Origin of the sequence: Massilia sp. PAMC28688, from assembly GCF_019443445.1 — a bacterium.
Classification (GTDB): domain Bacteria; phylum Pseudomonadota; class Gammaproteobacteria; order Burkholderiales; family Burkholderiaceae_D; genus Telluria_A.
Genome location: NZ_CP080378.1, coordinates 4,421,943 through 4,444,417, shown reverse-complemented (window position 1 = coordinate 4,444,417; position 22,475 = coordinate 4,421,943). Strand labels below are relative to the sequence as shown.

Sequence of the window (22,475 nt, the reverse complement as noted above, 5' to 3'; positions counted from 1 at the left end):
GGTGCCTCATCTTGAGGCACTGCTGCTGCTGCGGGCGGCCGAACCGGCCTTCTGGAATGCCGCCACCCTGGCCGCGCGCCTGTACATTGGCGAAAAGCTGGCCCAGTCCCTGCTGTCGGACCTGTGCGAGAGCGGCATGGCGCTGGCCCGCGGTGAACCCGACCAGCCCCTCGCCTATGCCTATGCACCTGTCAGCCCTGCGCTGCGCGCCACCATCGACAGCCTGGCCGACCTGTACGCGCGCCAGCTGGTCGAAGTGACCCACCTGATACATTCCCGGCTCGAGCGCAAGGCACAACAGTTCGCCGACGCGTTCAAATGGCGAAAGGACACCTGATGGCGATCATCATCTATTTGCTGTGCACGATCACCTCGCTGGCATGTGCCTGGCTGCTGCTCAGCAGTTATCGGCGCACGGGCCACCGCCTGCTGTTCTGGAGCGGCCTGTGCTTTGTCTGCATGACGGTCAACAATATCCTGCTCACGCTCGACAAGGTCGTGTTCCCGGACGTGTACCTGCTGCCATTGCGCCTGTTTGCCGCCCTGTTTGCCGTCGCCCTGCTGCTGTACGGCCTCATTTTCGAAAAGGAGTAGCGCCCATGACGCACCTGCTTGCCGGCGCCATTGCCATGGGATCGATGATCATCGCCCTGTTCTTCCTGCGTTTTTGGCGCGACACCAAGGACCGCTTCTTCCTGTATTTTGCCCTCTCGTTCATGATCGAGGGTGCGCACCGCGTCTACGGCACGCTCGAAATGGTGCAGAACGAAGCCTCGCCCTTGCAGTACCTGATTCGCCTGGCCGCGTATGCCCTGATTCTGTGGGCCATCCTGGAAAAGAACCTGCCCCAGCGTAAGAACCGCCCCTAGCGCGCGCCGGGGCGGCGCCGCTTTTGGCACAATCGGCACATACTCATTTGCCGGAGATGTCCATGACTCAGCCACCCCACACCAGCGCCGCCCGCACCGAGCCCCAGCAGGACAACCGTTCCGAGAGCCTGCTGCCGGCCGACCAGACCGACCCCAACCTGCAAGTGGCCGAAGAAGTGGCCTTTGACCTGCAATCGGATGAGGCCCGCCGCGTTGGCGCCATGCCCAAGGATACCGCGCAGGCCAAGCCGGCGCAGGCGGTTGCCGACGCACTGCGTGCGCCCGCGGAGGGCAAGCCGCAAGCCGGTTCCACCTGAGGCGGCGCTACCACTGCAGCGATAGCAGCAGCTGGCCCATGCGCGGCCAGCACAGTTGCGCCAGTTCGTCGCGCCCGGCCCAGCGGAAGCCATCGGCCTCCAGTGTGGGCCGGCCCGTCTTGGGATGGGGGAAGAAACTGGTGCAGGCCAGCTGCGACAGGTCGCCCAGTTCGTCTGCTACCGCCACCCGGAACAGGTGCAGGCGCTTGTCGCGCCGGTAGTCAAAGCTGCCCAGATCTTCAAACAGCGCCTTTGGCAGGCACACGCCCGCTTCTTCCATCAGTTCCCGCATTGCCGCCTGCAGGGGCGTTTCCCCCTCGTCCTGCATTCCCTTGGGAATATCCCAGCGCGCCGTATTGGTCACGTGACACAGCAACAGCTGCCCCTGCGGGTTGACCACCAAGGTACCGCAGGAAACGGGCAATGGCGCGCTCACGGCGCCACCCGGGCAGGGCAAGATGGGCGCTCGCAGCGCGCCTGACGGCGGCAATCGCCGCGCTGGTGCATCATGGACTGGTTCATCCCATCCATATTGCGCGGCCAGCCCGGATCTGGCAAGCAGTACGCAGCCGGCACCGGCCGCGGCGGCAATGATGCGTGATGGAATACGGTAGCTGCTCTCGCGCACGCCACCGGCGCCCCAGCCGGTATATAGTGAAGCTGGCCGCTGGCGGCCCGGCAACCAAGGAGGCAAGCATGGCGGACCACCGAGACTCCAGAGCGCAGACCCTGCCCCAGGCGGCCGAGCTGCCATTTTTGACCCTGTGGTATCGCTTCATCTTCTTTGACTGGATGTTTTGCGACGTCCAGGCGGCGCGCGACCTGTACCAGCGCCACGCCGCCCTGCAGCACAACCGCTACATGCGGCGCTACCTGCCCATCTACCTGCGGCGCTGGGCCTGGCTCAGCGCCATCGGGTTTGCGCTGGGCGGCCTGCTTGAGCGCCATACGGGAGCTGCCCTGCTCAGTGCCGGCTGCTATACCTGGTCTTGCGTGGCGCTGACCGGGATGATGGTCATTGCCGTGTCCTGGGTCTTGCTGGCGCGCGCACCCTGAGCCTCTTTAAGGCAGGCGAAAGGGCTGCTCGTCCCAGGGCACGCCGTCCGGGCCAAAGCGCAGCGCCACCGACACGTGGTCAATGCCCAGCGTGGCCAGGGCGTCGCAGATATCGAGCACTTCCGTCTCCAGGTCCGCCGCCAGATCGAGCGGGCGGCCGGCGCGCGCCAGCACCTCCCCTTCACTGCTGCGCAGGCACACCTGCAGCTGCATGCTGCCGCCGGCGTCGGCCGGCCCCACGACCGCGTTGACGGCGCCGCCGTGACCGGCCTGCGCCGCGCTCAGTTCGGCCAACATGGCCAGCATGTCCAGCTCGGCCATGCCTTGCTCGCGGGCGCCGAAAAACAGGTCTTGATACAGGAAGTTGATTTCCAGGCGATCCGGCGCCGGCCCCAGGCAGCGCCGCACCAGTGGCGCCGCCGTGGCGGTCCAGGTGCGGTAGCGCGCCAGGCGCTCCTCGAAATAGCGGTCGGCCTCGGCCTCGCCGGACGGGACCTGGTAAAAAGGGTCGTCGGCGCGCTTCATGGCAAATCCGATCAAAAAGCGCAGTTCCAGCGCCCGGTCGGCGGGACCGAAGCGGGTGCCGGACCAGCCGGACATGCTTTGTTCCAGCGCCGGCCGCGCGACCAGTTTTTTCTCGGTCATGCTGGCGGCGGCGTCGCGCGTCATCTCGTGCAGCATGCTGTAGGTGATGCGCTCGGCCTCGCCCGGATCGTAGGCATGGCTGAGCAGTACCACGCTCGCCTGTGGACTTTCCAGAGCGCCCGCAACGAAACTCTCGCGCAGCAACTCGAAGGCTTCCCCGTCCTGGAAAGTCTGCTCCTCGCGCAGGCCGCCTTCGCTGCCCACGAACAGGGGAATGGCAAAGGCAGTCACTTCCATCGCCGGCCTGCCCTCCTTGCGCACCACCAGGGTGGCACTGGCTTCGCCAATGGCCTCGCGCAAGAAGGCATACGCGCCCACATCCTCGTCGCGCGCCATTTCAATGGCGCCGTAGAGTACCTCATCGTTCTTGTTGCGCAGCGCGTTGCGCAGCAGCTTGTCAAAGGCGGCGCGCTGCTCTGCCACGCTGGCCTGACCCGGCTCGTCCTCGCCGTCCTCGTCGGTGTCATCACCGTGTTCACTTTCCGCCAGTGCCAGCGCCAGCGTCGCGAGCTGGCGCGACAGCAGTTCGGCTTCGTCCAGGGCGGGCGTATGCGATTTACGTGGGACGGGGCGTTTATTCTTGGGCATGGCGACAGTCGCAAAGTGAGCAATGCCGCCATGGTAGCAAAATCAGGACCACTCAGGCTTGCTGCGCCAGCCGCCCTACCAGTCCCAGGATGGTCTGGGGGTCGGCCGGCTTGGCCACATGGTGGTCGAAGCCGGCGTCCAGGGCAGCCTGCTTGTCCTGCGGCTGGCCATAGCCGGTCAGGGCAATGAACAGGGCTTCGGCGAACTGGGGCATGGCGCGCAGGCGCCGCGCCAGTTCATAACCGGTAAAGTCAGGCAGGCCGATATCGAGGATGAAGACCTCGGGCGCCTCCCTGGCGGCGCTGGCCAGTGCCGTACTGGCGTCGTAATAGGTCGAGACGCGGTGGCCGCCCGCTTCTTCGAGAAACAGCGACAGGCTGATGGCGCCATCGATATTGTCGTCAACAATCATGATGCCCAGGCGCTGCGGCGCCGGGCGCGACGGGCGCGCAGGCGCCGGAGGCGCCGCCGCATGGGGGGCGTAGGGCAAGGTGACGGTGAACACACTGCCCTGCCCCGGCCCCGCACTGAACGCGCTGACCGAGCCGCCATGCAGCTTGACCAGGCTTTGCACCAGCGCCAGTCCCAGCCCCAGCCCGCCCTGGGAGCGGTCCGGGGTACGCTCGCCTTGCGAAAACAAATCAAAGATGCGCGGCAGCAGCTTGTCGGAAAATCCTTCCCCGTTATCGCTGATGGTGAGCACCACGCTGGCCGGCGCGAGCGTGGCCGCCAGCGCGATCTTGCCCCCGGCCGGCGTGTACTTGGCCGCGTTATTGATCAGGTTGGCAAAGATCTGGATCAGGCGCGCCTTGTCGCCGTGGAGCAGCACCGGCTGATCCGGCAATGTCACGCGCAGCTGGTGCTCCTTGACCCCGACCAGCGCGGCCGTCTGCTCCAGGGCGCGCTCGATAATCGACTTCAGGTCGACCTGTTCAACATTGAGCGCTACCAGGCCGCGCGTGACGCGCGACACATCGAGCAAGTCGCCAAGCAGGCTGTTCATGTGGTCGACCTGGCGCGCAATCACGTCGCTGGCATAGCGCACGCGCGCCGCATCGGGCGACTGCAGCCTGAGCAGCTGGGCCGCGGTACTGATGGGTGCGAGCGGATTGCGCAATTCATGCCCCAGCATGGCGAGGAACTGGTCCTTGGCACTATTTTGCTGCTCTGCCATCACGCGTGCCTTTTGCTCCCCTTCAAGCAGGCTCTGGCGCTCGGTTTCGGCGTGCTTGCGGTAAGCGTGGGCCTGCAGCAATTGCTCACCGGCCGCGTGCAGGGCCTGGTGCAGCTGGTCCACTTCCACCACCCGCGAATGGGTGGGCGCGGGCGGAATGCCATTTCCCAGGCCCCGCGCGGCATGCATGGCGCGCTGGATGGAGCGCACATGCTGGCGCCCGAACAGGGCAGTGACGACGAAGGCGCACAGGAGCGCTGCCAGCAGGCCACCTGCTGCCACCAGGGTGGCGTTGCGCGCCGAGCGGTCGATCAGCGCCACGGGCGCGGCCACGGCCACCGACCAGCCGGACATGGAGGAACGGCCGAACACGCTGTAGACCTCGGTTCCTTCCAGCGCACGGTGGCGGATGCGGCCGCGCGCGGTGGCGCGCATGGCCGCCACCAGTTCTGGCCGGGCCTGGGTGCCCAGCCGGTTGCGGGCATCGACGTTGCGCGCGACAAAATTGCCGTTGGCATCAATGATGCCCATCAGCCAGCCCTGGGGGGCGCGGATTTCCTGCATCAAGGACATGAAATGCTCGCTGGCAAAGGCGTGCGAGAGGATGTAAGCGCGCCCGTCAGGCAGACGCACGGGGACGTTGACGGCGGAGACGAGCTTGTCCGGCGCCGACCGGGCCAGGTTGGACACCACTGTCTTGCCTTGCGCCAGTGGGGCGCGCATTGCTGCCGCGTCGGCCAGCGGCACCTTGGGCCTGCCCGGTGCCCGCGCGGTACTGAGCAGCTCATGGCCACTGGCATCGAGCAGCACCAGCCACTCGTGCCGGCCCGGCCCGGCAGCGGTGGCCTGGACACGCAGCGCCGCGTAATCGCCGCGCGCCAGCGAGGGCGACGCTGCCAGCACCCGCAGCGACGCTTCGGCGCTGTACAGTTCACTGTCCACCAGCAGGGCGAAGCTGTTGGCGGTCTCGGCCAGCGCGCCGAGCGCAGCGTCGCGTTCGGCCTGCTGCAACATGCGCAGCGCCACACCGGACAGCACAATGACCGGCAACAAAATTGCCGCAGCCATCATGTAGAGATACGTGCGTATGTGCATGATCGAACACCTGAGACTGATGATTGAAATGTAACTAACAGTGGCAGGAAATGCAAAGGCTCGGTCGCAAGGCGAAGCAGGCTTACCCGGCACGCATACAAGCGTGGCGTGAAAACAAATATCCAATGGCAAATTCAAGCCGGATGCCTGCCAGGCAACGATGTGTCCGCAAAAATGATATTAAAAGACTACTGTGTAGTACCGAACAGAGGTGGACGCTCCCGATGCCGACAATGAAGGCAATCAGAATCAAGGAGCAACATCATGATCAACTCAGCAATAGCACGCGCCCTGCTTGCCGCCAGCTTCATCTGCGCCGCCGGCGCCCATGCCGGCGAAATCCGCAAATGCGTCACCGCAGAAGGCCATGTCACCCTGACCGACGATGCATGTCCGGACGGGACCGTTGTGGCCAAGGTCATCAAGACCCCCGACGAGGCTGCGGAGCCGGTGGAGCCGGTGGTCACGACCCTGGCCGCGCGTGAGGTCCCGGTTGAACGCTTCACGCTGCCGCGCATTGCCGCACGCTACGTCAATCTGGCCAGGAAGAGCAAGGTCACCCGCGGCCTGTCGCTCGACACGCAAACCCTGCGCGCGGCCCGCGTCAACCTGCAGGTAGAAGAAACCATGCGCGGACAGCGCATGGCGTCGCTGCAATAAGCTCCTCCGACGGCAGCCATGCCGTCTGCGCTGCCACAACAGCACAGTTCGCCAAGGAGGACATGATCGTTCAGACGATTGATCCTCTTTGGAGAACACCATGAAGCTGACTGCCGCCTGCAAACTCTTGCTCATCAATGGCGCCATGGCGCTGCCGCTGGCAGTGCTGCACCCGTCGGGGGCGCTGGCCGCGCCATCCCTGCCCCTTGCCCAGGAGGGAATCAAGCAGCCCGGCAGCGCGCCGGACGTGCAGTCGGGCACATGCTGCCCCAAGCCCACGGGATGCGTGCGGACCCAGGGTTACTGGGGCAACAAGCCTGCGCTTGCCTGGCCTGCGCCCTACGCGCGCGATACCACTTTCTTCCGCAGTACCCTCACCTGGCAAGACATCCTGGACACGCCGCCGGCAGGTGGCAATGGCTACCTGATCCTGGCCCATCAATACATTGCCGCGGTCCTGAACCGCGCGGCAGGCGCTTCGGTGCCGGCCGCCGTGCAAACCGTCATTGACCAGGCAACGGCTTACTTCAACAGCGGCGCCCAGATTGCCGACTGTGGCGGCGCATCCTGCCAGACGCAGAAAGAGTGGGCCCGCATCCTCGACAGCTACAATAACGGCACTTATTCCGGTGCCCCCGCCGCCTGTCCGGACTGAATGTGCGTGGCGCAACAGAGCTGGGGGTCCGGGGAGAGTAGTATCGCGTCATCACATTGACTGCCTCTCCGATCACGCCAACCATGAAACGCGACGACTCTTCCCAGCCGGCCCCGGCATTGACTTCTCCTGCCGAGGCCGTTGCCGCGGCCCGCTCAGCAGGATTGCGCCATGTCAGCGATGACAAGCCCGGCATCACCCGTCAAAGCGCGGGCAGCGGCTTTCGCTACCTCGATCCCGACGGCAAGCCGGTGACGGACGAGGCCACGCTGGCGCGCATCAAGTCGCTCGCCATTCCCCCTGCCTGGACCGAGGTCTGGATCTGCAAGAGTGACAATGGCCACCTGCAAGCCACCGGGCGCGACGCCAGGCAGCGCAAGCAGTACCGCTACCATCCCAAATGGCGCAGCTCGCGTGACGAGGTCAAGTACGAACGCATGATTTCTTTCGGAAAGGCCCTGCCCGCCATCCGGTGCCGGGTGGACGCCGGCCTGCGCCTGCCGGGCCTGCCGCGCGAAAAAGTCCTGGCCACGATCGTTTATCTGCTGCAAGCGACGATGATGCGGATCGGGAATGAAGAATATGCGCGCACCAACAAGTCCTTTGGCCTGACCACGCTGCGCAACCGCCATGTCAAGGTCGATGGCAGGCAGGTGCAGTTCCGCTTCCGTGGCAAGAGCGGGGTCTTCCACGAAATCCGGGTCGAGGACAAGCGCCTGGCGAGGATCATTGCCCGCGTGCGCGATTTGCCGGGACAGGAATTGTTCCAGTACGTGGACGGCGACGGCGAGCGCCACACGATCGATTCGGCCGACGTCAATGACTACCTGCGCGAGATCACGGGCGAGGATTACACGGCCAAGGATTTTCGTACCTGGTCGGGCACGGTACTGGCCGCCCTCGCCCTGCACGAATTTGAGAAATTCGATTCCGAGACCCAGGCCAAGAAAAACATCGTGCGTGCCATCGAAGCGGTGGCTGAGCGGCTCGGCAATACCCCCTCCATCTGCCGCAAGTGCTATGTCCATCCGGCGGTCATTGAATCCTACCTGGACGGCACCATCATGGAAGCGCTGCGCCTGCGCACCGAGCGCGAACTGGTCGAAGATCTGCACGCACTCAAGCCGGAGGAAGCGGCTGTGGTGGCGCTATTGCAGCAGCGCCTGCAGCAACCGGCCCCGGCCGCGGTACGCAAGCGCCGCCGCCCCGCGGCCCGTTCGGGCACCAAGGCCCAGACCGCTTCAATGCGCTGAACCATTGAAAAAGCCCGCACGCGGCGGGCCTTGTGACGGCATGGCGGCGTGATCAGGCAGCGCTTGCCGGGGCTGCGGCAGCCTGGGCGGCCAGGCGCCGGTCGAGGCGATAGGCCAGGCGATTGACGTTGTTGAGCGACACCAGGTGCGCCGAGATCAAACCCATGGCACCCGTGCGGAACAATTCCAGGGCAACGGTGTCGTCGACAGCGGCGAGCTTTTCGCGATCGATCACGAAAAAGCCTTCCAGGCGGAAGTTGGCGCCATCGCGAGTGATTTCGATATTGCGCTCCACCAGCAAGCCCAGTTCGTGCATGCGCTGGGCAAACATCTTGGTGCGGTCCATTTCGCTATGGCAGTTGCCCAGGAAATCGATAGCGCTTTGCATGAATTCCGTCGGCTCGCCCTTGTCGGTCAACAGCAGTTCGCCCGTTTCCTTGTTCAAGCCCGGGTGGGCTTCGTCCACGCACACCGTCAGCTGCTCATCCGGCCCGCCTTCGGCAAACACGAAGGGATAGCGGCGCACGAATACAGGCAGGTAGCAGCCTTCTTCCCAGCGCCCGTCGTTGACAAACAGGTTTTCATCCTGGTTGATGCCCATCAGCGCCGTCAATGCGGTCGGCGAGCCGTCGGCGCCGACAAACACGACCGGATAGGTCAATGCTGCTTCTTCCAGCTCCGCCGCTGCGATCATCATCGAGCTGGTGCTGGCGGCAAAAGAAAAATTGGCGACGCTGCCGTCAAGCTTGATGCCGCGGTGATGCTCGCGATTGAGCGGAACAGGCTTCTGGAAGAAATTCGATGTGGCCACGGGGTGATTCCTTAGTTTGCACTTTTGAAAGACCGCACGCCATGGCTGCACGGCGCGCGGGAACGAATAGCGGGAATGTACAGATTTATTTATTCAAGTGCAATGCCTTTTGACGGCGCGCCCGGCTGCCTGTATCAATGCTGATACGCACCGATATCAAATCCGGCCTGCGCATTGCGCGGGCGGCCTGCAAAATCGGTGCTTTCCGCGTGCAGGGGCAAGGCCATGCCGATTGCAGGCGAGCCCGGTGCCGGACGCAGGTTGGGGCTGCTGTCACGTACCGAACCGAGCAGGCGCGGCGGCGCCGTGACCGTTCCGGCGTGACGCAGGCCGTTCTTGAGCTGCCAGTTGTAGCGGCTGTTGTTATAGACGAGGTTGTTCCGGTAAGTATTATGGCGTCCAGTCTTGCCCTGCTCGGAAATGCCCATCCGATTGTCATACACCATATTGCTGTACACAGCCGTATGGTCGTTGCCCGCGTGGCGATGATAAAAATTGCCGCCGCCGACGATGATGCCCGTGTTCGAGGCGGTCACCGTATTGTTGGTGATGATGACATTGTTGGCATCGTGCCAAAGATGGATGCCACCTTCGGCCACGCGGTAGATCACATTGTTCTTCACCCGGGCCGAGGTGCTGACATAGATGCCCTGCACGAAGCGGCAACCGGCCGGGCCGATGTCATGGACCAGGTTGGCGATGACGTCGGCACTGACGCCGCCGAAATAGCTGTCCACGCCAATGGCCGCGCCGCCCCCGCGATTGCATGGCGACTGTTGCGCAATGTGATGAACCCGGTTGTGGCGGATGGCGACAAAGGAGCCGCCGCTGTAAATGCCGTGCGTCCAGGGCACGCCGCCCTGGTATGCCCGGCCGTCTATCTCGAAGCCGACGATATCGACATGGCTGCCACGGTTATCCCAGGCCGTCTTGCTGGGCGAATTGCGCGGCGCAGTGATGCGCGCACCCCACTTTTGCGTGGACAGGAAGGTGATCCTGGCGCCGGCGCTGCCGCTGATCGCGCTGCGCAGGCCGCCGCTATAGCTTCCCGGCGCCACCAGCACCAGCGTGCCGGGGCGCACCGTGCGCGCGGCCCTGGCAAGCGACCTGAAGGGGCGCTCCTGGGTACCCGGGTTGGCATCGGCCCCCTTGGGCGAGACGTACAGCCTGGGCCGCCCGGGGCCGGCCAGTGCCTCCAGACCTTCGCCCGGGACGGCGGCAGCCACAAGCGGGCCGTCGGCCGGAACATAAGCGGCCACGGCGAATTCGTCGGCCGACGTGGCCTGGGGCGCCTCGGTGTCCGGCGCGGTGTCGGGGGCCGCCCCCTCTTCCGGCAGCGCCATGGGGCTTGCCACGAAGGGCGCGTCGGCAGGTGGGTCAGCCGCACCGGGGTCGGGTAGCGCGGGCGGCGCCGCTGCGTTTGCCGTAGGCGGCAGGGCCGGCGCCGGGGACGGCGCGACAGCGGCGCGCGATGGCGGTTCGCTGTTACTCCCGCAGGCGGACAGGAAAATGGCACTGGACAGCATGACAAGACTTGGTTTGTTCATAAGGTTGTTCCTTGGCAGGCTCACGGGCACATATGCGGCGCTGCGCCGTTGCAGGGCGCACAGTGGCGGGAACCGGGGTTGAACACGGAACGCCGGTATGCCGGCGCAAGAGGACTGCATGGCAGCAGCGTGACGGCAAGCCACCTGTGCCAGTAACTGACCATGTCTAGACAGGGACGCTGCCAATTAGTTCAGCGTGTGACATGTGCCCTGAAGGTGGCCCGCCTGCCAAAATAACCACGCTGCACGCCCGGTGCGCGCCTGCACCGGCCCCTGGCGCGGGAAAATTCTAGGCGGAATGGTCAGCCTGCACTATCCTTGCCGCATGCGATATTTCAGCCACGCCATTCACCTGCGCACTGCCCTCTGGCTCCTCGTGGCCGCCTGCACAATTCCTGCCGTTGTCGTCGCCGTTCTGGCCCTGTGGCACCAGTACGACCGCGCGTACGACCGGCTGCTGGAACAGGAGTCGAGCGCGGCGCGCGCAGTGTCTGCCATCATCGACCGGGAAGTCGCGATGGTCATTGGCAGTTTGCATACCTTGCGCCACTCCAGCGCCATCGGTGCGGCCACCCTGCCAGCATTCCAGCGCCAGGCCGTCAAGGTGCTGGCCACCCTGCCCTCGGCGCGCGATGTGTACATGACTGACCCGCATGGCCGCCTCTTGATGAGCACGCGCGCGCCCGCCCCCGGCAAACTGCCCATGTCCGGCAATGTGGCACTGGTCAAGGCCATCATGTCCAGCGGCCAGCCGCGTATTTCCGGCATCTTTACCGGCACCCTCACCGGCCGCCGCATGGTGTCGGTGGGCGTGCCTGTCAGCGACGCGGCGGGAAAGGTGCACTACGCCCTGTTTGCCTCGCTGGACGTGGACAAGCTCGCCACTCTCCTGCGCGACGGCAAGCTGATGCCGGCCAGCTGGATCGTGTCGGTGCATGACCGCGACGGCCTGTTCATTGCACGCAGCCGGGAGCACGCGCGCTTCAATGGGCAGAAGGGATCGGCCGACCTCATGGCGGCACTGTCGCGCGCCCCGGAAGGCGTGCTTGAAGGCGTCACGCGCGAAGGCATCCATGTCATTGCCGCCTACACCTTGTCGCCCGTGTCCGGCTGGACCGTGGCCATTGGTGCGCCCAAGGCGGCACTGGTGGCTCAGCTGCGGCTGCAGATCCTGCTTGCCATCGCCGGGGTGCTGGTGGTGCTGGTGTTTGGCGTACTGGCCGCACGCGTGCTCTCGTCGCGCATTCGCCAGGCCGTGGCCGAGCTGGTGCCCCAGGCCGACCGCCTGTCGGCGTGGGAAACGTTCGCGCCAACTACCGGCCCCATCATCGAACTCAATACCTTGTCGCAATCATTGGCCCAGGCCTCGCAAGTGTTGCGGCTTACACGGCACCAGGCCCAGCACGATCCCCTGACGGGCCTGGCCAACCGCAACTTGCTGATCGAAATCCTCGACTTCCAGATCAACTTTGCCAGGCGCACGGAAAGCTCCGTGGCCCTTCTGTACATCGACCTCGATGGCTTCAAGGCCATCAACGACTCGCTCGGGCACCTGGCCGGCGACGAACTGCTGGCCGCCAGCGCCACCCGCATGAAGGACATGGTGCGCGCCTCCGACTGCGCCGCCCGCCTGGGGGGCGACGAATTTGTCATCGCCCTGAGCGACACCGACGCCCACGGCGCCGAAACGCTGGCCAAGCGGCTGATCGCGGAACTGTCGGCGCCGGTCGTGACCAGCTGCGGTGAGGTAGCGGTGTTTGCCAGCATCGGCATCGCCCTCTATCCATATTCAGCGAGCAACAGCGCCGACCTCATCCTCAGTGCCGACGAAGCCATGTATCGCTCCAAGGCAACGGGCAAGAATCGCTTCACGCTGCAGGTGGACGCGCGCGGGGCGGCCTGAAAGATGCGTGCTTGACGCGAATGTTACATTGCCTCTGTAGTTAAGCTACTTTTTAAGACGTAGATTCGTGGCCACCGCGCCCGCTCCGCTTACAACGGTTGGACATGGCCGTGTGGACATTGCTTGATATAAGTTGGCGGATCGAGTATCTTTACTACATTACCCTTACAATAACCGAGCAATTTGAACCTTTCGGAACGAGACATGCAGACCCCACTTAAAGTTGCCGACGTCGGGCACAAGATTACGCCAGTCAAAAAGCCAGCACTCTCGTTCTGGCAAATCTGGAACATGAGCTTCGGCTTCCTCGGCATCCAGTTCGGTTTCGCCTTGCAGCAGGCCAACGTCCCCCGCATCTTCCAGACCATGGGTGCGGAGCTCGACAAGATTGGCTACCTCATGATTGCCGCGCCTCTGGCGGGCCTGCTGGTGCAGCCCATCATTGGCTACATGAGCGACCGCACCTGGGGCCGCTGGGGCCGGCGCCGTCCCTACTTCATCCTGGGGGCGCTGTTTGCCTCGCTGGCACTGTGCGGCATGCCCAACGCCACGGCGCTGTGGGTGGCCGCTGCCCTGCTGCTGATCCTGGACGTGGCCATCAATGTGGCCATGGAACCGTTTCGCGCCTTCGTGGGCGACTTGCTCCCGAAAGAACAGGTCACCAAGGGGTATGCATTCCAGACCTTCTTCATCGGCATTGGCGCCGTTGTCGCGTCGGCCCTGCCCTATATCCTGACCCACGCCTTTGGCGTGTCCAACACGGGGCCGGCCGGCGAAGCGCCACCGTCCGTGACGCTGGCTTTCTACCTGGGCGCTGCCGCCTTTTTCGGCGCCGTTGCCTGGACCGTGTTTCGCACCAAGGAATATTCGCCGGAACAAGTGCGCCAATACCATCCGGAAGCCGAACCGATCGAACAGGGCAAGAGCGGCATCGCCAGCTTCTTCAGCGACTACCGCCACATGCCAAAGATCATGCAGCAGCTCTCGCTGGTGCAATTCTTTACCTGGTTCACCTGGTTTTCCATGTGGACCTATGCCACCGCCGCCATTACGCAGCACATCTACGGCACCACCGACACCACTTCCGCCCTCTTCAATGAAGGCGCCGACTGGTGGGGCGTGTGCAGCGCTGTCTACAATGCGGCCTCGATTGCCTTTGCCTTCCTGCTGCCGGTGATCGCACGCAAGACCAGCCGCAAGGCAGCCCATGCAGTGGCGCTCGCCGTGGGCGGCATGAGCTTTATCTCGATCTATTTCGTCAGCTCGCCTGCGATGCTGGTGCTGCCCTTCATCGGCATTGGCCTGGCCTGGGCCAGCACCCTGTCGATGCCCTACGCCATCCTGGCCTGCGCCACGCCAGCCCACAAGATGGGCATGTTCATGGGCATGTTCAACATGTCGATCGTCATCCCGCAGCTGGTGTCCGGCCTGACCCTGGGCTACTTCCTGACCCGCTTCTTTGAAGGCCAGGCGATCATGATGCTGATCCTGGCGGGCGTGTCCATGCTGATCGCCGCATGCCTGTCGATGGTGGTCAAGGAACTCGACTAAGCAGCGCCGCGCGGCGTACAAGGCAGCGCCGGCGGGCAACCGGGGTGCTGTTTTCTCCTCGAATGCCACCACAACAAATGGCAGCCCCAACAAGAAAGCCCGTGAGTCACGGGCTTTTTTGTTGGCTGATGCAGATGCCGACACTTGCCGGCTGGTGCATCACTCCCATTCGATGGTCGCCGGCGGCTTGCCCGAAATATCGTACACCACGCGATTGATGCCGCGTACTTCGTTAATGATGCGGTTCGACACCTTGCCGAGCAGGCTGTGCGGCAAATGCGCCCACTGCGCCGTCATGAAGTCCAGCGTCTGCACCGCGCGCAGGGCCACCACGTATTCGTAGGTGCGGCCATCGCCCATCACACCCACCGACTTCACCGGCAGGAAGACGGCAAACGCCTGGCTGGTCGCTTCATACCAGTTACGCGGCGCTTCGCCGGCATCGATGCTTTCCAGCGCCGGCAGTTCGCACGGCGTATTGCGCAGCTCTTCAATGAAAATGGCATCGGCACGGCGCAGCAGGTCGGCAAAGTCCTTGCGCACTTCGCCCAAGATGCGTACGCCCAGGCCGGGACCCGGGAATGGATGACGGTACACCATGTCGTGCGGCAAACCGAGTGCCACGCCCAGCTTGCGCACTTCATCCTTGAACAGTTCGCGCAGCGGCTCCAGCAGCTTGAGGTTGAGCGTTTCCGGCAGGCCGCCCACATTGTGATGGCTCTTGATGGTCTGGCCCTTCTTGCCCTTGCCGGCGCTTTCAATCACGTCCGGATAAATGGTGCCCTGCGCCAGCCACTTGGCATTGGAGAGCTTGCCCGCCTCGACCTGGAACACTTCCACGAACTCGCGCCCGATGATCTTGCGCTTGGCTTCCGGATCGGCCACGCCGGCCAGGTGTCCCATGAACTGGTCTTCCGCATCGACGCGCAGCACCTTCACGCCCAGGTTCTTGGCAAACATGTCCATCACCATCTTGCCTTCGTCCAGGCGCAACAGGCCATGGTCGACGAATACGCAGGTGAGCTGGTCGCCGATGGCGCGGTGAATCAGGGCCGCCGCCACGCTCGAATCGACCCCGCCCGACAAGCCCAGGATCACGTCGTCGCTGCCGACCTGCTGGCGGATCTTGGCAACTGCTTCGGAAATGTAGTCCGGCATGTTCCACTCGGACTTGCAGCCACAGATTTCATGCACGAAGCGCCCCAGGATGGCCTTGCCCTGGCTCGTATGGGTCACTTCCGGATGGAACTGCACGGCATAGAAGCGGCGCGCTTCGTCGGCCATGGCCGCCACCGGGCAGCTTGGCGTGTCGCCCATGAGTTTGAAGCCGGGCGGCATGTCCAGCACCTTGTCGCCGTGGCTCATCCACACCTTGAGCATGCCATGGCCTTCGCTGGTCACGAAATCGTTGATACCCTTGAGCAGCGCCGTATGGCCGCGCGCCCGCACTTCGGCGTAGCCGAATTCGCGCACGGCGCCATTCTCGACCTTGCCGCCAAGCTGGGCCGCCATGGTTTGCATGCCATAGCAAATTCCCAGTACCGGCACACCCAGTTCAAACACGGCCTGCGGCGCGCGCGGCGACTCGCCGTCCAGCGTGGAATTGTGGCTGCCCGACAGGATGACGCCGGCAGCGCCATAGTTGCGCACGAACTCGTCACTGACGTCATACGGAAACACTTCCGAAAAGACGCCGGCATCGCGCACGCGGCGGGCGATGAGCTGGGTGACCTGGGAACCGAAATCGAGGATGAGGATTTTTGAATGCATGGAGGCGCGCTATAAAAGTATCTGAAGAGGTAAAGCGGAAGGGGCACGGCAAAACCGCAGCGCGGCGAACTGGCCGCCGCGCCGGTCCTGCTGCTTACTCGGAACGGTAGTTCGGCGCTTCCTTGGTGATCTGCACGTCGTGGACGTGCGATTCGCGCATGCCGGCCGAGGTGATTTCCACAAACTCGGCCTTTTCGCGCAGCTCGTCAATGGACGCGCAGCCACAGTAACCCATGGACTGGCGCACGCCGCCCACCAGCTGGTAAATGATGGCCAGCACGCTGCCCTTGTAGGCAACGCGGCCTTCAATACCTTCGGGCACGAACTTGTCAGCCTTGGCACCGGCTTCCTGGAAGTAGCGGTCGGCCGACCCGTCCGCCATGGCGCCCAACGAACCCATGCCGCGGTAGGATTTGTAGCTGCGTCCCTGGTACAGGATCACTTCGCCGGGCGCTTCTTCAGTGCCGGCAAACATGCTGCCCATCATGACGGTCGATGCGCCAGCCGCGAGGGCCTTGGAAATATCGCCCGAAAAGCGGATGCCGCCATCGGCAATGCATGGCACACCGGTGCCGGCCAGCGCCTCGGCCACATTCGAAATGGCGGTAATCTGCGGCACGCCCACGCCGGCAACGATGCGGGTGGTGCAGATGGAACCGGGGCCGATGCCCACCTTGACCGCGTCGGCGCCATATTCCACCAGGGCCAGTGCGGCGGCAGCCGTGGCGATATTGCCGCCAATGACGTCCACCTGCGGGTACTTGGTCTTGATCCATTTCACGCGGTCGAGAATGCCTTGCGAATGGCCGTGTGCCGTGTCCACCACCAGCACATCCACACCGGCTGCCACCAGCAGATCGATGCGCTCTTCATCGCGCTGGCTCACGCCAACGGCAGCGCCCACCAGCAGCTTGCCCTGGGCATCCTTGGAGGCGAACGGGTGCTCGTGCGACTTCTGGATATCCTTGACCGTGATCAGGCCGCGCAATTCAAAGTCGTCATTGACGACCAGCACGCGCTCGAGACGATGCTTGTTCATCAGGCGCTTCGCTTCGATTGGATCAGCATCTTCCTTGACGAACACCAGCTTTTCGCGCGGGGTCATCTTGGCGCGCGCCTCGGCGTCCAGTTCCTCTTCAAAGCGCAGGTCGCGGTTGGTGATGATGCCCACCACCGACTTGCCTTCCACCACAGGAAAACCGCTGATGCCATATTGCTCGGTCAGCTTGATCACATCGCGGATCTTCATGTCCGGCGGAATCGTGATCGGGTCGCGCAGCACGCCTGCCTCGAATCGCTTTACCCGCGCCACTTCACGCGCCTGGTCCTTGGGCGAGAGATTTTTGTGGATAATGCCGATGCCGCCTTCCTGCGCCATGGCGATGGCAAGCCGCGCTTCCGTCACCGTGTCCATGGCTGCCGACAGCAGCGGAATGTTCAAGGCGATGTTGCGGGTCAGGCGAGTCTTGAGGGAAGTGTTGGCAGGCAGGATGTTCGAATAAGCGGGGACGAGCAGCACATCATCGAACGTGAGTGCTTTTTGGAGTAGACGCATAGCATTTTCCTATTGGCGCAAAAGCGAATTATACAGAAGTTCCACCATGCCGTCGCCTCAGGGCCTCAAAATGGCCGCAATTCGATTGAACACGTTGACCGCCTCGTCATTTCACGGTTAAATCACCAATTAGATTACCTACGGAAAGATTTTGATGGCGAAGGCGACCATGATGCGTTCTTTACAATGTGCCCTTGCAGCAGCGCTGCTGGCCGCGGCCGGCGCCGCCCCGGCGCAATGGATGTGGGTCGATGCCAAGGGCCTCAAGCAAGTGTCGGACCGTCCGCCACCGGCATCCATTCCGGCCAAGAACATTCTCAGGGCGCCCATGAATGCCGTGGTCGAGGACCCGGCGGCCAAGGAGGCCGAAGCTGCCGCGCAGGAGGCCCTCGCCAGCGCAGCCCCGGCGCCGGCGCCCACCAAGGGGCTGACCCTGGCCGAGCGCGAGGCGGATTACCGCAAGCGCCAGGCCGACAAGGCGGTGCAGGACAAGAAACTGGCCGATGCGGCGGCGGCCAGCGACAGCAAGGCCAATGCCTGCCGCGCGGCCCAGGAAAACAAGGCCAAGCTCGACTCCGGCATCCGCATCCGCAACGGCGCGGGCCGCTCCGAATTCATGTCCGACAAGGAACGGGCCGACAACATGAAGGAAACTGCACGCTTCCTTGCCGCAAACTGCCAGTAAGCGCAAACAGACAGGGGCCGCTCACGCGGCCTTTTTTTCCGCCCTGCGGCGGCGCGAATCCTTGGGGTCGGCCACCAGGGCGCGGTAAATTTCAATGCGGTCGTGCGCGCGCAGCACCGTGTCAAGCGGCCGCTTCTTGCCATACAGCCCCACCGGCTGCACCGCCAGATCAATCCCGGGAATATCGTGCAGGATGCCGCTGGCCGCGATGGCCTGCGCAATCGTGGTGCCCTGCGCCACCGACAGCGCGCGCAGCACTTCGCGCAGCGGCGTGGCGTAGCAGACCTGGACCTGGAGCATCTCAGCCATACACGGTTTCCGCGCGTTTGCAGAAGGAATCGACCATGCTGTTGGCGATCACGCCAAATACGGGGCCGATCAGCTGCTCGAGGATCATGCTGGAAAATTCGTAGTGCAGGTCAAACTGCACCTTGCAGGCGTCGGCGCGCAGCGCCTTGAAGGTCCAGGTGCCATCCATGGTCTTGAAAGGGCCGTCGACCAGCTTCATTTTCATTTGCGTGGGCCGGGTATTGTGATTGCGCGTGGTGAAGCTCTGCTTGACGCCATGGAAATGGATGGCAAGGCAGGCAACCAGCGTATCGTCAGTGCGCTCAAGCACTTTCACCCCGCCGCACCAGGGAAGGAATTTCGGATAATCCTCGACCTTGGCCACCAGGTCGAACATTTGCTCGGCGCTATAACCGAGAAATACTGTTTTGTGCACTACTGCCATTAATCAACCGTTTGCTATGATGTTGGAATCGCTCTTTTGCCAGTAGTTTAACTGAACCACATATTTTAGCCATTTCATGAGCATTGTTGACAACAGAAAAGCCTTTCACGACTACTTCATCGAGGACCGCTACGAAGCGGGCGTCGTGCTGGAGGGGTGGGAAGTCAAAGCCATCCGCGACTCGCGGGTGCAAATCAAGGAAGCGTACGTGGTCGTGCGCGGGGACGAGCTGTTCCTGTTCGGCGCCCACATCAGCGCCCTTGCCACGGCCTCCTCCTTCACCCACCCGGAAGCGGTGCGCACGCGCAAGCTGCTGCTGCACCGCTCGGAAATGGATAAGCTGATCGGCAAGGTCGAGCGCTCGGGCTATACCCTGGTGCCCCTCAACCTGCATTACAAGGGTGGGCGCGTGAAGTGCGAAATCGGCCTGGCCAAGGGCAAGAAGCAGCACGACAAGCGCGCCACCGAAAAAGAGCGCGACGGCAAGCGGGAAGTCGCTGCCGCCATGAAGACGCATTCGCGCTAGGCGCGCCTGTCGCCCGGCACCGGCACGCCAGCCGGGCTGGCCAGGAGCAGGCTCAGGCGCCAGCACGCAAAGCCGGCCACCACGCTGGCCAGCACCCCGCAGGCCAGCTTGAAGGCGCTGTCAAACAGCAGGGGCGCCACCAGCCCGGACACCAGGGCAAACAGCATCATCTGGATGAATGACAGCATCGAGGCGGCCAGGCCCCGGTTGTCGGGAAACAGCATTAAGGCCGCCACTTGAATGGGCGGCAAGGCCACTGCCAGGCCAAAGGTGTAGATTGCCAGTGGCAACACCACCCATGGCACTTCTGCCGCGAAAATATAGTTGTAGGCAACGTTGATCACCCCGGCCGTGCCCATGATGGCAAAGCCCAGCCACATCATGCTGCGCGGCGCCATGCGCGCTGCCGCCCTGCCGCCCCACGCCGAGCCGATCGTCATGCCGCCGATCATGGGGATGAACAGCCAGCCAAATGCCGTTTCCGGCAAGTGCAGGATGACCATGATGAAGTTGGCGGCCGAACCGATATACAGCGACAGGCCGCCAAAGGCCAGGCCCACCGCGCACGACATCAGCAGGAACTGGGGCTTTTTCAGCACTTTCAGGTAATTGCGGGCGATGGCCAGACCGTGGAAGGCGTGGCGCTGCTCGCGCGGCAAGCTTTCCGGCAGGGCTTTGATCACCACCAGCATTAACAAGGCGCCAAACACGGCAAGGAACACGAAGGTGGCGCGCCAGCCGAAGGTGACATGCAGCCAGCCGCCCAGGATCGGGGCAATGGCCGGGGCCAGGCCGAACACCATCATGATGTGCGACATGATTCTCTGCGCCTGCGGCTGGTCGTGCGCGTAGCGGTCCTGCACGATGGCCTGGCCGATGACCGACCCGGCGCCGGCAGCGAGGCCCTGCAGCGCGCGGCACGCCAGGAACCAGCCGTAGCTGGGCGCAAACACGGCGCCAATCGATGCGGCCGTGTACAGGCCGAGCGCGGTGAGAATGACGGGGCGGCGCCCGAAAGAATCCGACAAGGTGCCGTAAAACAGCATCATGAAGGCAAAGGTGAACAGGAAGATGCTGAGGCTTTGCTGGACCGCCACCTGGCTGACCTGAAAGTCGCGCCCGATGGCGTGGAAAGATGGCAGATAGGTATCGATGGCCAGGGCACCGACCATGCCCAGGCAAGCGAGAATCACGGTAAGCAGACGCTGCATTGCAGTCCTTGAAGAAGCATCGGGACCGCGAAATGCGTGACGCCGGACCAGAATTCTAACGAAACAGCCGCATGTTCGCTGGCCCCTGCCTTTTTTGGCGCTGCCTGGCGGTCAAGCCTGCCCTGGCTCGTGTCCGTACACCTACCCTGCGCCCATGGACGGACCTGCCGCCTGACTAGTGCAGCGGCATGCCGAAGCGCTCGCCGCGCGGCGCCCAGTTGCCATGGATGTCGGCCGATACCAGGATGCGCTCGGCCCGGCCGATCAACAGCTTGCGCGGCACGAACCCAAAATAGCGGGAATCGGCGCTGTTGTCCCGGTTGTCTCCCAAAACCAGGAAGTGATCGGCGGGCACCACCACCGGGCCAAAGTCGCGCCGGGCGGGCATGGCAGGCATGAGCTGAATCCGCTGACGCTGGGTGCCCAGCACTTCATCAACGCGCTGGGCCACGGTGTGACCCTGGCCGGCCTGCTCGCTCACCGCCTCCACCAGCGCATAGCTGGCGGGAACACCGTTCATGATCAACCGTTCATCGCGCATTTCCAGCACGTCGCCCGGCAGCGCGATGATGCGTTTGATGGTGCGGGTGCCGTCCGACGGCGAGGAAAACGTCACTACATCGCCCCGCTGCGGTTCGCCCGTGCGCGCCACGATGGTGTCCGTCAGCGGCAGCTTGACGTTGTAGGCGAGCCGGTTAACGAAGACCACATCCCCTTCCAGCAGGCCAGGCCGCATGGAACCGGACGGAATCGGATTCCAATCAGCAATCGCGGTCCGGAAAAAGCCAAACAGAATCAAAAAGGCGACAAAGCCCCGGTTTGCAGCCAGCCAGCGTGTCATTGCTTACTCCTTGTTATTGGTTGAGTAAGACAATTTATACGCCAGGATACTTTGGCAAGGCTTAATGATGTTTCACGACGACACCCGGGCCAGCTGTTTGGGTCTTCACGATCGTCATCGCGCTGGCAATCAGGCCGCTGATGTCGGACAGGTTGGCCGGCACGATGATGGCATTGTTGGTCTTGGCCAGGTTGCCAAAGGCATTCACATATTGCTCGGCCACCTTGAGGTTGACCGCGTCATGCCCGCCCGGCTCGTCGATGGCTGCAGCGATCTGGCGCAGGGCATTGGCGTTCGCCTCGGCCAGCGCAATGATCGCCGCCGCCTGGCCCTGGGCGCGGTTGATCGATGCCTGCTTCTCGCCCTCGGAGCGGGCAATGGCCGCCTCGCGCTCGCCGGTGGCAATATTGATCTGCTCCTGCTTGCGCCCTTCCGAGGCGGCGATGAGGGCGCGCTTTTCGCGCTCGGCCGTGATCTGCGCCTGCATGGAATGCAGGATCGCCTCGGGCGGCGTCAGGTCCTTGATCTCGTAGCGCAGCACCTTGACGCCCCAGTTGGCGGCCGACTCGTCGATGGCGTTGACGATATGGGTGTTGATGTGCTCGCGCTCTTCAAAGGTTTTATCAAGCTCCATCTTGCCGATGACCGAGCGCAGGGTCGTCTGTGCCAGCTGGGTGATCGCGGCCAGGTAATTGGACGAGCCGTAGGACGCGCGCATGGCATCGGTGATCTGGAAGTACAGGATGCCGTCCACCTGCAGCTGCGTGTTATCGCGCGTAATGCAGACCTGGGGCGGTACGTCGAGCGGGATCTCCTTGAGCGAATGCTTGTAGGCGATGCGGTCAATGAAGGGGATCACGATGTTCAGCCCCGGCGCCAGCGTGGCGTGGTATTTGCCAAGACGCTCGACCACCCACGCGTGCTGCTGGGGCACGACATTGATGGTCTTGAAGACGAAGACCAGCGCGATGACAAGCAGGATCAGTGTGACGATGCCAAACGGTTCCATGGTGGCCCTTTCAGTGAGTGG

The 22,475-nt window shown here is 63.6% G+C and carries 24 protein-coding genes; 12 read left to right on the top strand and 12 right to left on the bottom strand.

The genetic code is table 11. The features are described from left to right. Position 1: 1 nt before the first annotated feature. From KY495_RS19815 to KY495_RS19800, 4 genes are all read left to right on the top strand, one after another. Positions 2 to 337, top strand: coding sequence for a hypothetical protein (locus KY495_RS19815; RefSeq protein WP_229518381.1), 336 nt, complete (start codon positions 2 to 4; stop codon positions 335 to 337). After that, complete coding sequence (locus tag KY495_RS19810) at positions 337 to 594, top strand: DUF5985 family protein (protein WP_219881042.1); 258 nt, start codon at positions 337 to 339, stop codon at positions 592 to 594. Before KY495_RS19815 ends, KY495_RS19810 begins: the two co-directional genes overlap by 1 nt. A 5-nt stretch (positions 595 to 599) precedes the next feature. Further along, complete coding sequence (locus KY495_RS19805) at positions 600 to 869, top strand: DUF5985 family protein (protein ID WP_219881041.1); 270 nt, start codon at positions 600 to 602, stop codon at positions 867 to 869. Between the two features lie 62 nt (positions 870 to 931). After that, positions 932 to 1,186 carry a hypothetical protein gene (locus KY495_RS19800; RefSeq protein ID WP_219881040.1) on the top strand — a complete coding sequence of 85 codons (255 nt, stop codon included), beginning with the start codon at positions 932 to 934 and terminating at the stop codon, positions 1,184 to 1,186. Between the two features lie 7 nt (positions 1,187 to 1,193). On the opposite strand, the gene KY495_RS19795 is transcribed toward KY495_RS19800, so the two are convergent. Continuing rightward, on the bottom strand, positions 1,194 to 1,880 hold the full coding sequence (locus KY495_RS19795; protein ID WP_219881039.1) for an NUDIX hydrolase: 687 nt from the start codon (positions 1,878 to 1,880) through the stop codon (positions 1,194 to 1,196). A gap of 2 nt (positions 1,881 to 1,882) precedes the next feature. Here KY495_RS19795 and KY495_RS19790 point away from each other — a divergent pair, with 2 nt between their 5' ends. Further along, positions 1,883 to 2,242 (top strand): hypothetical protein, encoded by a 360-nt coding sequence (locus KY495_RS19790; protein WP_219881038.1) that lies wholly within the window; start codon positions 1,883 to 1,885, stop codon positions 2,240 to 2,242. Positions 2,243 to 2,248: 6 nt separating this feature from the next. Here the strand turns inward: KY495_RS19790 and KY495_RS19785 are convergent, their stop codons facing one another. Together KY495_RS19785 and KY495_RS19780 are read right to left on the bottom strand one after the other, a co-directional pair. Then, on the bottom strand, positions 2,249 to 3,475 hold the full coding sequence (locus tag KY495_RS19785; protein WP_219881037.1) for a hypothetical protein: 1,227 nt from the start codon (positions 3,473 to 3,475) through the stop codon (positions 2,249 to 2,251). A gap of 52 nt (positions 3,476 to 3,527) precedes the next feature. Then, positions 3,528 to 5,744, bottom strand: a complete 2,217-nt coding sequence (locus KY495_RS19780) for an ATP-binding protein (RefSeq protein ID WP_219881036.1) — start codon at positions 5,742 to 5,744, stop codon at positions 3,528 to 3,530. A gap of 264 nt (positions 5,745 to 6,008) precedes the next feature. On the opposite strand from KY495_RS19780, the gene KY495_RS19775 reads away from it, so the two are divergent. The 3 genes from KY495_RS19775 to KY495_RS19765 all read left to right on the top strand — a co-directional run bounded on the left by KY495_RS19775 (position 6,009) and on the right by KY495_RS19765 (position 8,312). After that, on the top strand, positions 6,009 to 6,404 hold the full coding sequence (locus KY495_RS19775; RefSeq protein WP_219881035.1) for a DUF4124 domain-containing protein: 396 nt from the start codon (positions 6,009 to 6,011) through the stop codon (positions 6,402 to 6,404). A gap of 100 nt (positions 6,405 to 6,504) precedes the next feature. Beyond that, the gene (locus KY495_RS19770) at positions 6,505 to 7,059 is read left to right on the top strand and encodes a hypothetical protein (protein WP_219881034.1); all 555 of its coding nucleotides are present in this window, start codon (positions 6,505 to 6,507) and stop codon (positions 7,057 to 7,059) included. 83 nt (positions 7,060 to 7,142) lie between these two features. Next, positions 7,143 to 8,312 carry a DNA topoisomerase IB gene (locus KY495_RS19765; protein ID WP_219881033.1) on the top strand — a complete coding sequence of 390 codons (1,170 nt, stop codon included), beginning with the start codon at positions 7,143 to 7,145 and terminating at the stop codon, positions 8,310 to 8,312. A 52-nt stretch (positions 8,313 to 8,364) separates the two neighbouring features. Here KY495_RS19765 and KY495_RS19760 read toward each other — a convergent pair whose 3' ends face one another. Together KY495_RS19760 and KY495_RS19755 are read right to left on the bottom strand one after the other, a co-directional pair. Beyond that, the gene (locus tag KY495_RS19760; protein ID WP_219881032.1) at positions 8,365 to 9,123 is read right to left on the bottom strand and encodes a SapC family protein; all 759 of its coding nucleotides are present in this window, start codon (positions 9,121 to 9,123) and stop codon (positions 8,365 to 8,367) included. A gap of 134 nt (positions 9,124 to 9,257) precedes the next feature. Continuing rightward, on the bottom strand, positions 9,258 to 10,670 hold the full coding sequence (locus tag KY495_RS19755; RefSeq protein WP_229518380.1) for a DUF1565 domain-containing protein: 1,413 nt from the start codon (positions 10,668 to 10,670) through the stop codon (positions 9,258 to 9,260). A gap of 325 nt (positions 10,671 to 10,995) precedes the next feature. Between KY495_RS19755 and KY495_RS19750 the strand changes: the two genes are divergently transcribed. Then, positions 10,996 to 12,573: a sensor domain-containing diguanylate cyclase gene (locus KY495_RS19750; protein ID WP_219881030.1), complete on the top strand. Its 1,578-nt coding sequence runs from the start codon at positions 10,996 to 10,998 to the stop codon at positions 12,571 to 12,573. 204 nt (positions 12,574 to 12,777) lie between these two features. Beyond that, a complete protein-coding gene (locus KY495_RS19745) occupies positions 12,778 to 14,124 on the top strand; it encodes an MFS transporter (RefSeq protein WP_219881029.1) in 1,347 nt (448 codons plus the stop codon). Positions 14,125 to 14,283: 159 nt separating this feature from the next. Here the strand turns inward: KY495_RS19745 and guaA are convergent, their stop codons facing one another. Both guaA and guaB read right to left on the bottom strand, forming a co-directional pair. Further along, a complete protein-coding gene (guaA, locus tag KY495_RS19740; protein ID WP_219881028.1) occupies positions 14,284 to 15,894 on the bottom strand; it encodes a glutamine-hydrolyzing GMP synthase in 1,611 nt (536 codons plus the stop codon). Positions 15,895 to 15,988: 94 nt separating this feature from the next. Continuing rightward, the gene (guaB, locus tag KY495_RS19735) at positions 15,989 to 17,449 is read right to left on the bottom strand and encodes an IMP dehydrogenase (protein WP_219881027.1); all 1,461 of its coding nucleotides are present in this window, start codon (positions 17,447 to 17,449) and stop codon (positions 15,989 to 15,991) included. 169 nt (positions 17,450 to 17,618) lie between these two features. Between guaB and KY495_RS19730 the strand changes: the two genes are divergently transcribed. Further along, positions 17,619 to 18,134: a DUF4124 domain-containing protein gene (locus KY495_RS19730; RefSeq protein ID WP_219881026.1), complete on the top strand. Its 516-nt coding sequence runs from the start codon at positions 17,619 to 17,621 to the stop codon at positions 18,132 to 18,134. 21 nt (positions 18,135 to 18,155) lie between these two features. Here KY495_RS19730 and KY495_RS19725 read toward each other — a convergent pair whose 3' ends face one another. Together KY495_RS19725 and KY495_RS19720 are read right to left on the bottom strand one after the other, a co-directional pair. Beyond that, entirely contained in the window at positions 18,156 to 18,443 is a 288-nt protein-coding gene (locus tag KY495_RS19725; RefSeq protein WP_219881025.1) for an RnfH family protein, read from the bottom strand. Then, a complete protein-coding gene (locus KY495_RS19720; RefSeq protein ID WP_219881024.1) occupies positions 18,436 to 18,867 on the bottom strand; it encodes a type II toxin-antitoxin system RatA family toxin in 432 nt (143 codons plus the stop codon). Before KY495_RS19720 ends, KY495_RS19725 begins: the two co-directional genes overlap by 8 nt. Positions 18,868 to 18,943: 76 nt before the next feature. Between KY495_RS19720 and smpB the strand changes: the two genes are divergently transcribed. Beyond that, positions 18,944 to 19,393, top strand: a complete 450-nt coding sequence (smpB, locus tag KY495_RS19715) for an SsrA-binding protein SmpB (protein ID WP_219881023.1) — start codon at positions 18,944 to 18,946, stop codon at positions 19,391 to 19,393. Here the strand turns inward: smpB and KY495_RS19710 are convergent. From KY495_RS19710 to KY495_RS19700, 3 genes are all read right to left on the bottom strand, one after another. Beyond that, positions 19,390 to 20,604: a multidrug effflux MFS transporter gene (locus tag KY495_RS19710; protein ID WP_219881022.1), complete on the bottom strand. Its 1,215-nt coding sequence runs from the start codon at positions 20,602 to 20,604 to the stop codon at positions 19,390 to 19,392. The two genes, smpB and KY495_RS19710, sit on opposite strands and share 4 nt — an antisense overlap. Before the next feature lie 175 nt (positions 20,605 to 20,779). Continuing rightward, a complete protein-coding gene (gene lepB / locus KY495_RS19705; protein ID WP_219881021.1) occupies positions 20,780 to 21,445 on the bottom strand; it encodes a signal peptidase I in 666 nt (221 codons plus the stop codon). A 61-nt stretch (positions 21,446 to 21,506) separates the two neighbouring features. Continuing rightward, positions 21,507 to 22,454, bottom strand: coding sequence for an SPFH domain-containing protein (locus tag KY495_RS19700; RefSeq protein ID WP_219881020.1), 948 nt, complete (start codon positions 22,452 to 22,454; stop codon positions 21,507 to 21,509). Positions 22,455 to 22,475 lie beyond the last annotated feature (21 nt).

What these genes read in the sequence shown, in the direction of transcription:
- KY495_RS19810 (WP_219881042.1), top strand. Translation starts at nt 337, where the DNA reads ATGGCGATCATCATCTATTTGCTGTGCACGATCACCTCGCTGGCATGT.
- KY495_RS19805 (WP_219881041.1), top strand. Translation starts at nt 600, where the DNA reads ATGACGCACCTGCTTGCCGGCGCCATTGCCATGGGATCGATGATCATC.
- KY495_RS19800 (WP_219881040.1), top strand. Translation starts at nt 932, where the DNA reads ATGACTCAGCCACCCCACACCAGCGCCGCCCGCACCGAGCCCCAGCAG.
- KY495_RS19790 (WP_219881038.1), top strand. Translation starts at nt 1,883, where the DNA reads ATGGCGGACCACCGAGACTCCAGAGCGCAGACCCTGCCCCAGGCGGCC.
- KY495_RS19785 (WP_219881037.1), bottom strand. Translation starts at nt 3,475, where the DNA reads ATGCCCAAGAATAAACGCCCCGTCCCACGTAAATCGCATACGCCCGCC.
- KY495_RS19780 (WP_219881036.1), bottom strand. Translation starts at nt 5,744, where the DNA reads ATGCACATACGCACGTATCTCTACATGATGGCTGCGGCAATTTTGTTG.
- KY495_RS19775 (WP_219881035.1), top strand. Translation starts at nt 6,009, where the DNA reads ATGATCAACTCAGCAATAGCACGCGCCCTGCTTGCCGCCAGCTTCATC.
- KY495_RS19770 (WP_219881034.1), top strand. Translation starts at nt 6,505, where the DNA reads ATGAAGCTGACTGCCGCCTGCAAACTCTTGCTCATCAATGGCGCCATG.
- KY495_RS19765 (WP_219881033.1), top strand. Translation starts at nt 7,143, where the DNA reads ATGAAACGCGACGACTCTTCCCAGCCGGCCCCGGCATTGACTTCTCCT.
- KY495_RS19755 (WP_229518380.1), bottom strand. Translation starts at nt 10,670, where the DNA reads ATGAACAAACCAAGTCTTGTCATGCTGTCCAGTGCCATTTTCCTGTCC.
- KY495_RS19750 (WP_219881030.1), top strand. Translation starts at nt 10,996, where the DNA reads ATGCGATATTTCAGCCACGCCATTCACCTGCGCACTGCCCTCTGGCTC.
- KY495_RS19745 (WP_219881029.1), top strand. Translation starts at nt 12,778, where the DNA reads ATGCAGACCCCACTTAAAGTTGCCGACGTCGGGCACAAGATTACGCCA.
- guaA (WP_219881028.1), bottom strand. Translation starts at nt 15,894, where the DNA reads ATGCATTCAAAAATCCTCATCCTCGATTTCGGTTCCCAGGTCACCCAG.
- guaB (WP_219881027.1), bottom strand. Translation starts at nt 17,449, where the DNA reads ATGCGTCTACTCCAAAAAGCACTCACGTTCGATGATGTGCTGCTCGTC.
- KY495_RS19730 (WP_219881026.1), top strand. Translation starts at nt 17,619, where the DNA reads ATGATGCGTTCTTTACAATGTGCCCTTGCAGCAGCGCTGCTGGCCGCG.
- KY495_RS19725 (WP_219881025.1), bottom strand. Translation starts at nt 18,443, where the DNA reads ATGGCTGAGATGCTCCAGGTCCAGGTCTGCTACGCCACGCCGCTGCGC.
- KY495_RS19720 (WP_219881024.1), bottom strand. Translation starts at nt 18,867, where the DNA reads ATGGCAGTAGTGCACAAAACAGTATTTCTCGGTTATAGCGCCGAGCAA.
- smpB (WP_219881023.1), top strand. Translation starts at nt 18,944, where the DNA reads ATGAGCATTGTTGACAACAGAAAAGCCTTTCACGACTACTTCATCGAG.
- KY495_RS19710 (WP_219881022.1), bottom strand. Translation starts at nt 20,604, where the DNA reads ATGCAGCGTCTGCTTACCGTGATTCTCGCTTGCCTGGGCATGGTCGGT.
- lepB (WP_219881021.1), bottom strand. Translation starts at nt 21,445, where the DNA reads ATGACACGCTGGCTGGCTGCAAACCGGGGCTTTGTCGCCTTTTTGATT.
- KY495_RS19700 (WP_219881020.1), bottom strand. Translation starts at nt 22,454, where the DNA reads ATGGAACCGTTTGGCATCGTCACACTGATCCTGCTTGTCATCGCGCTG.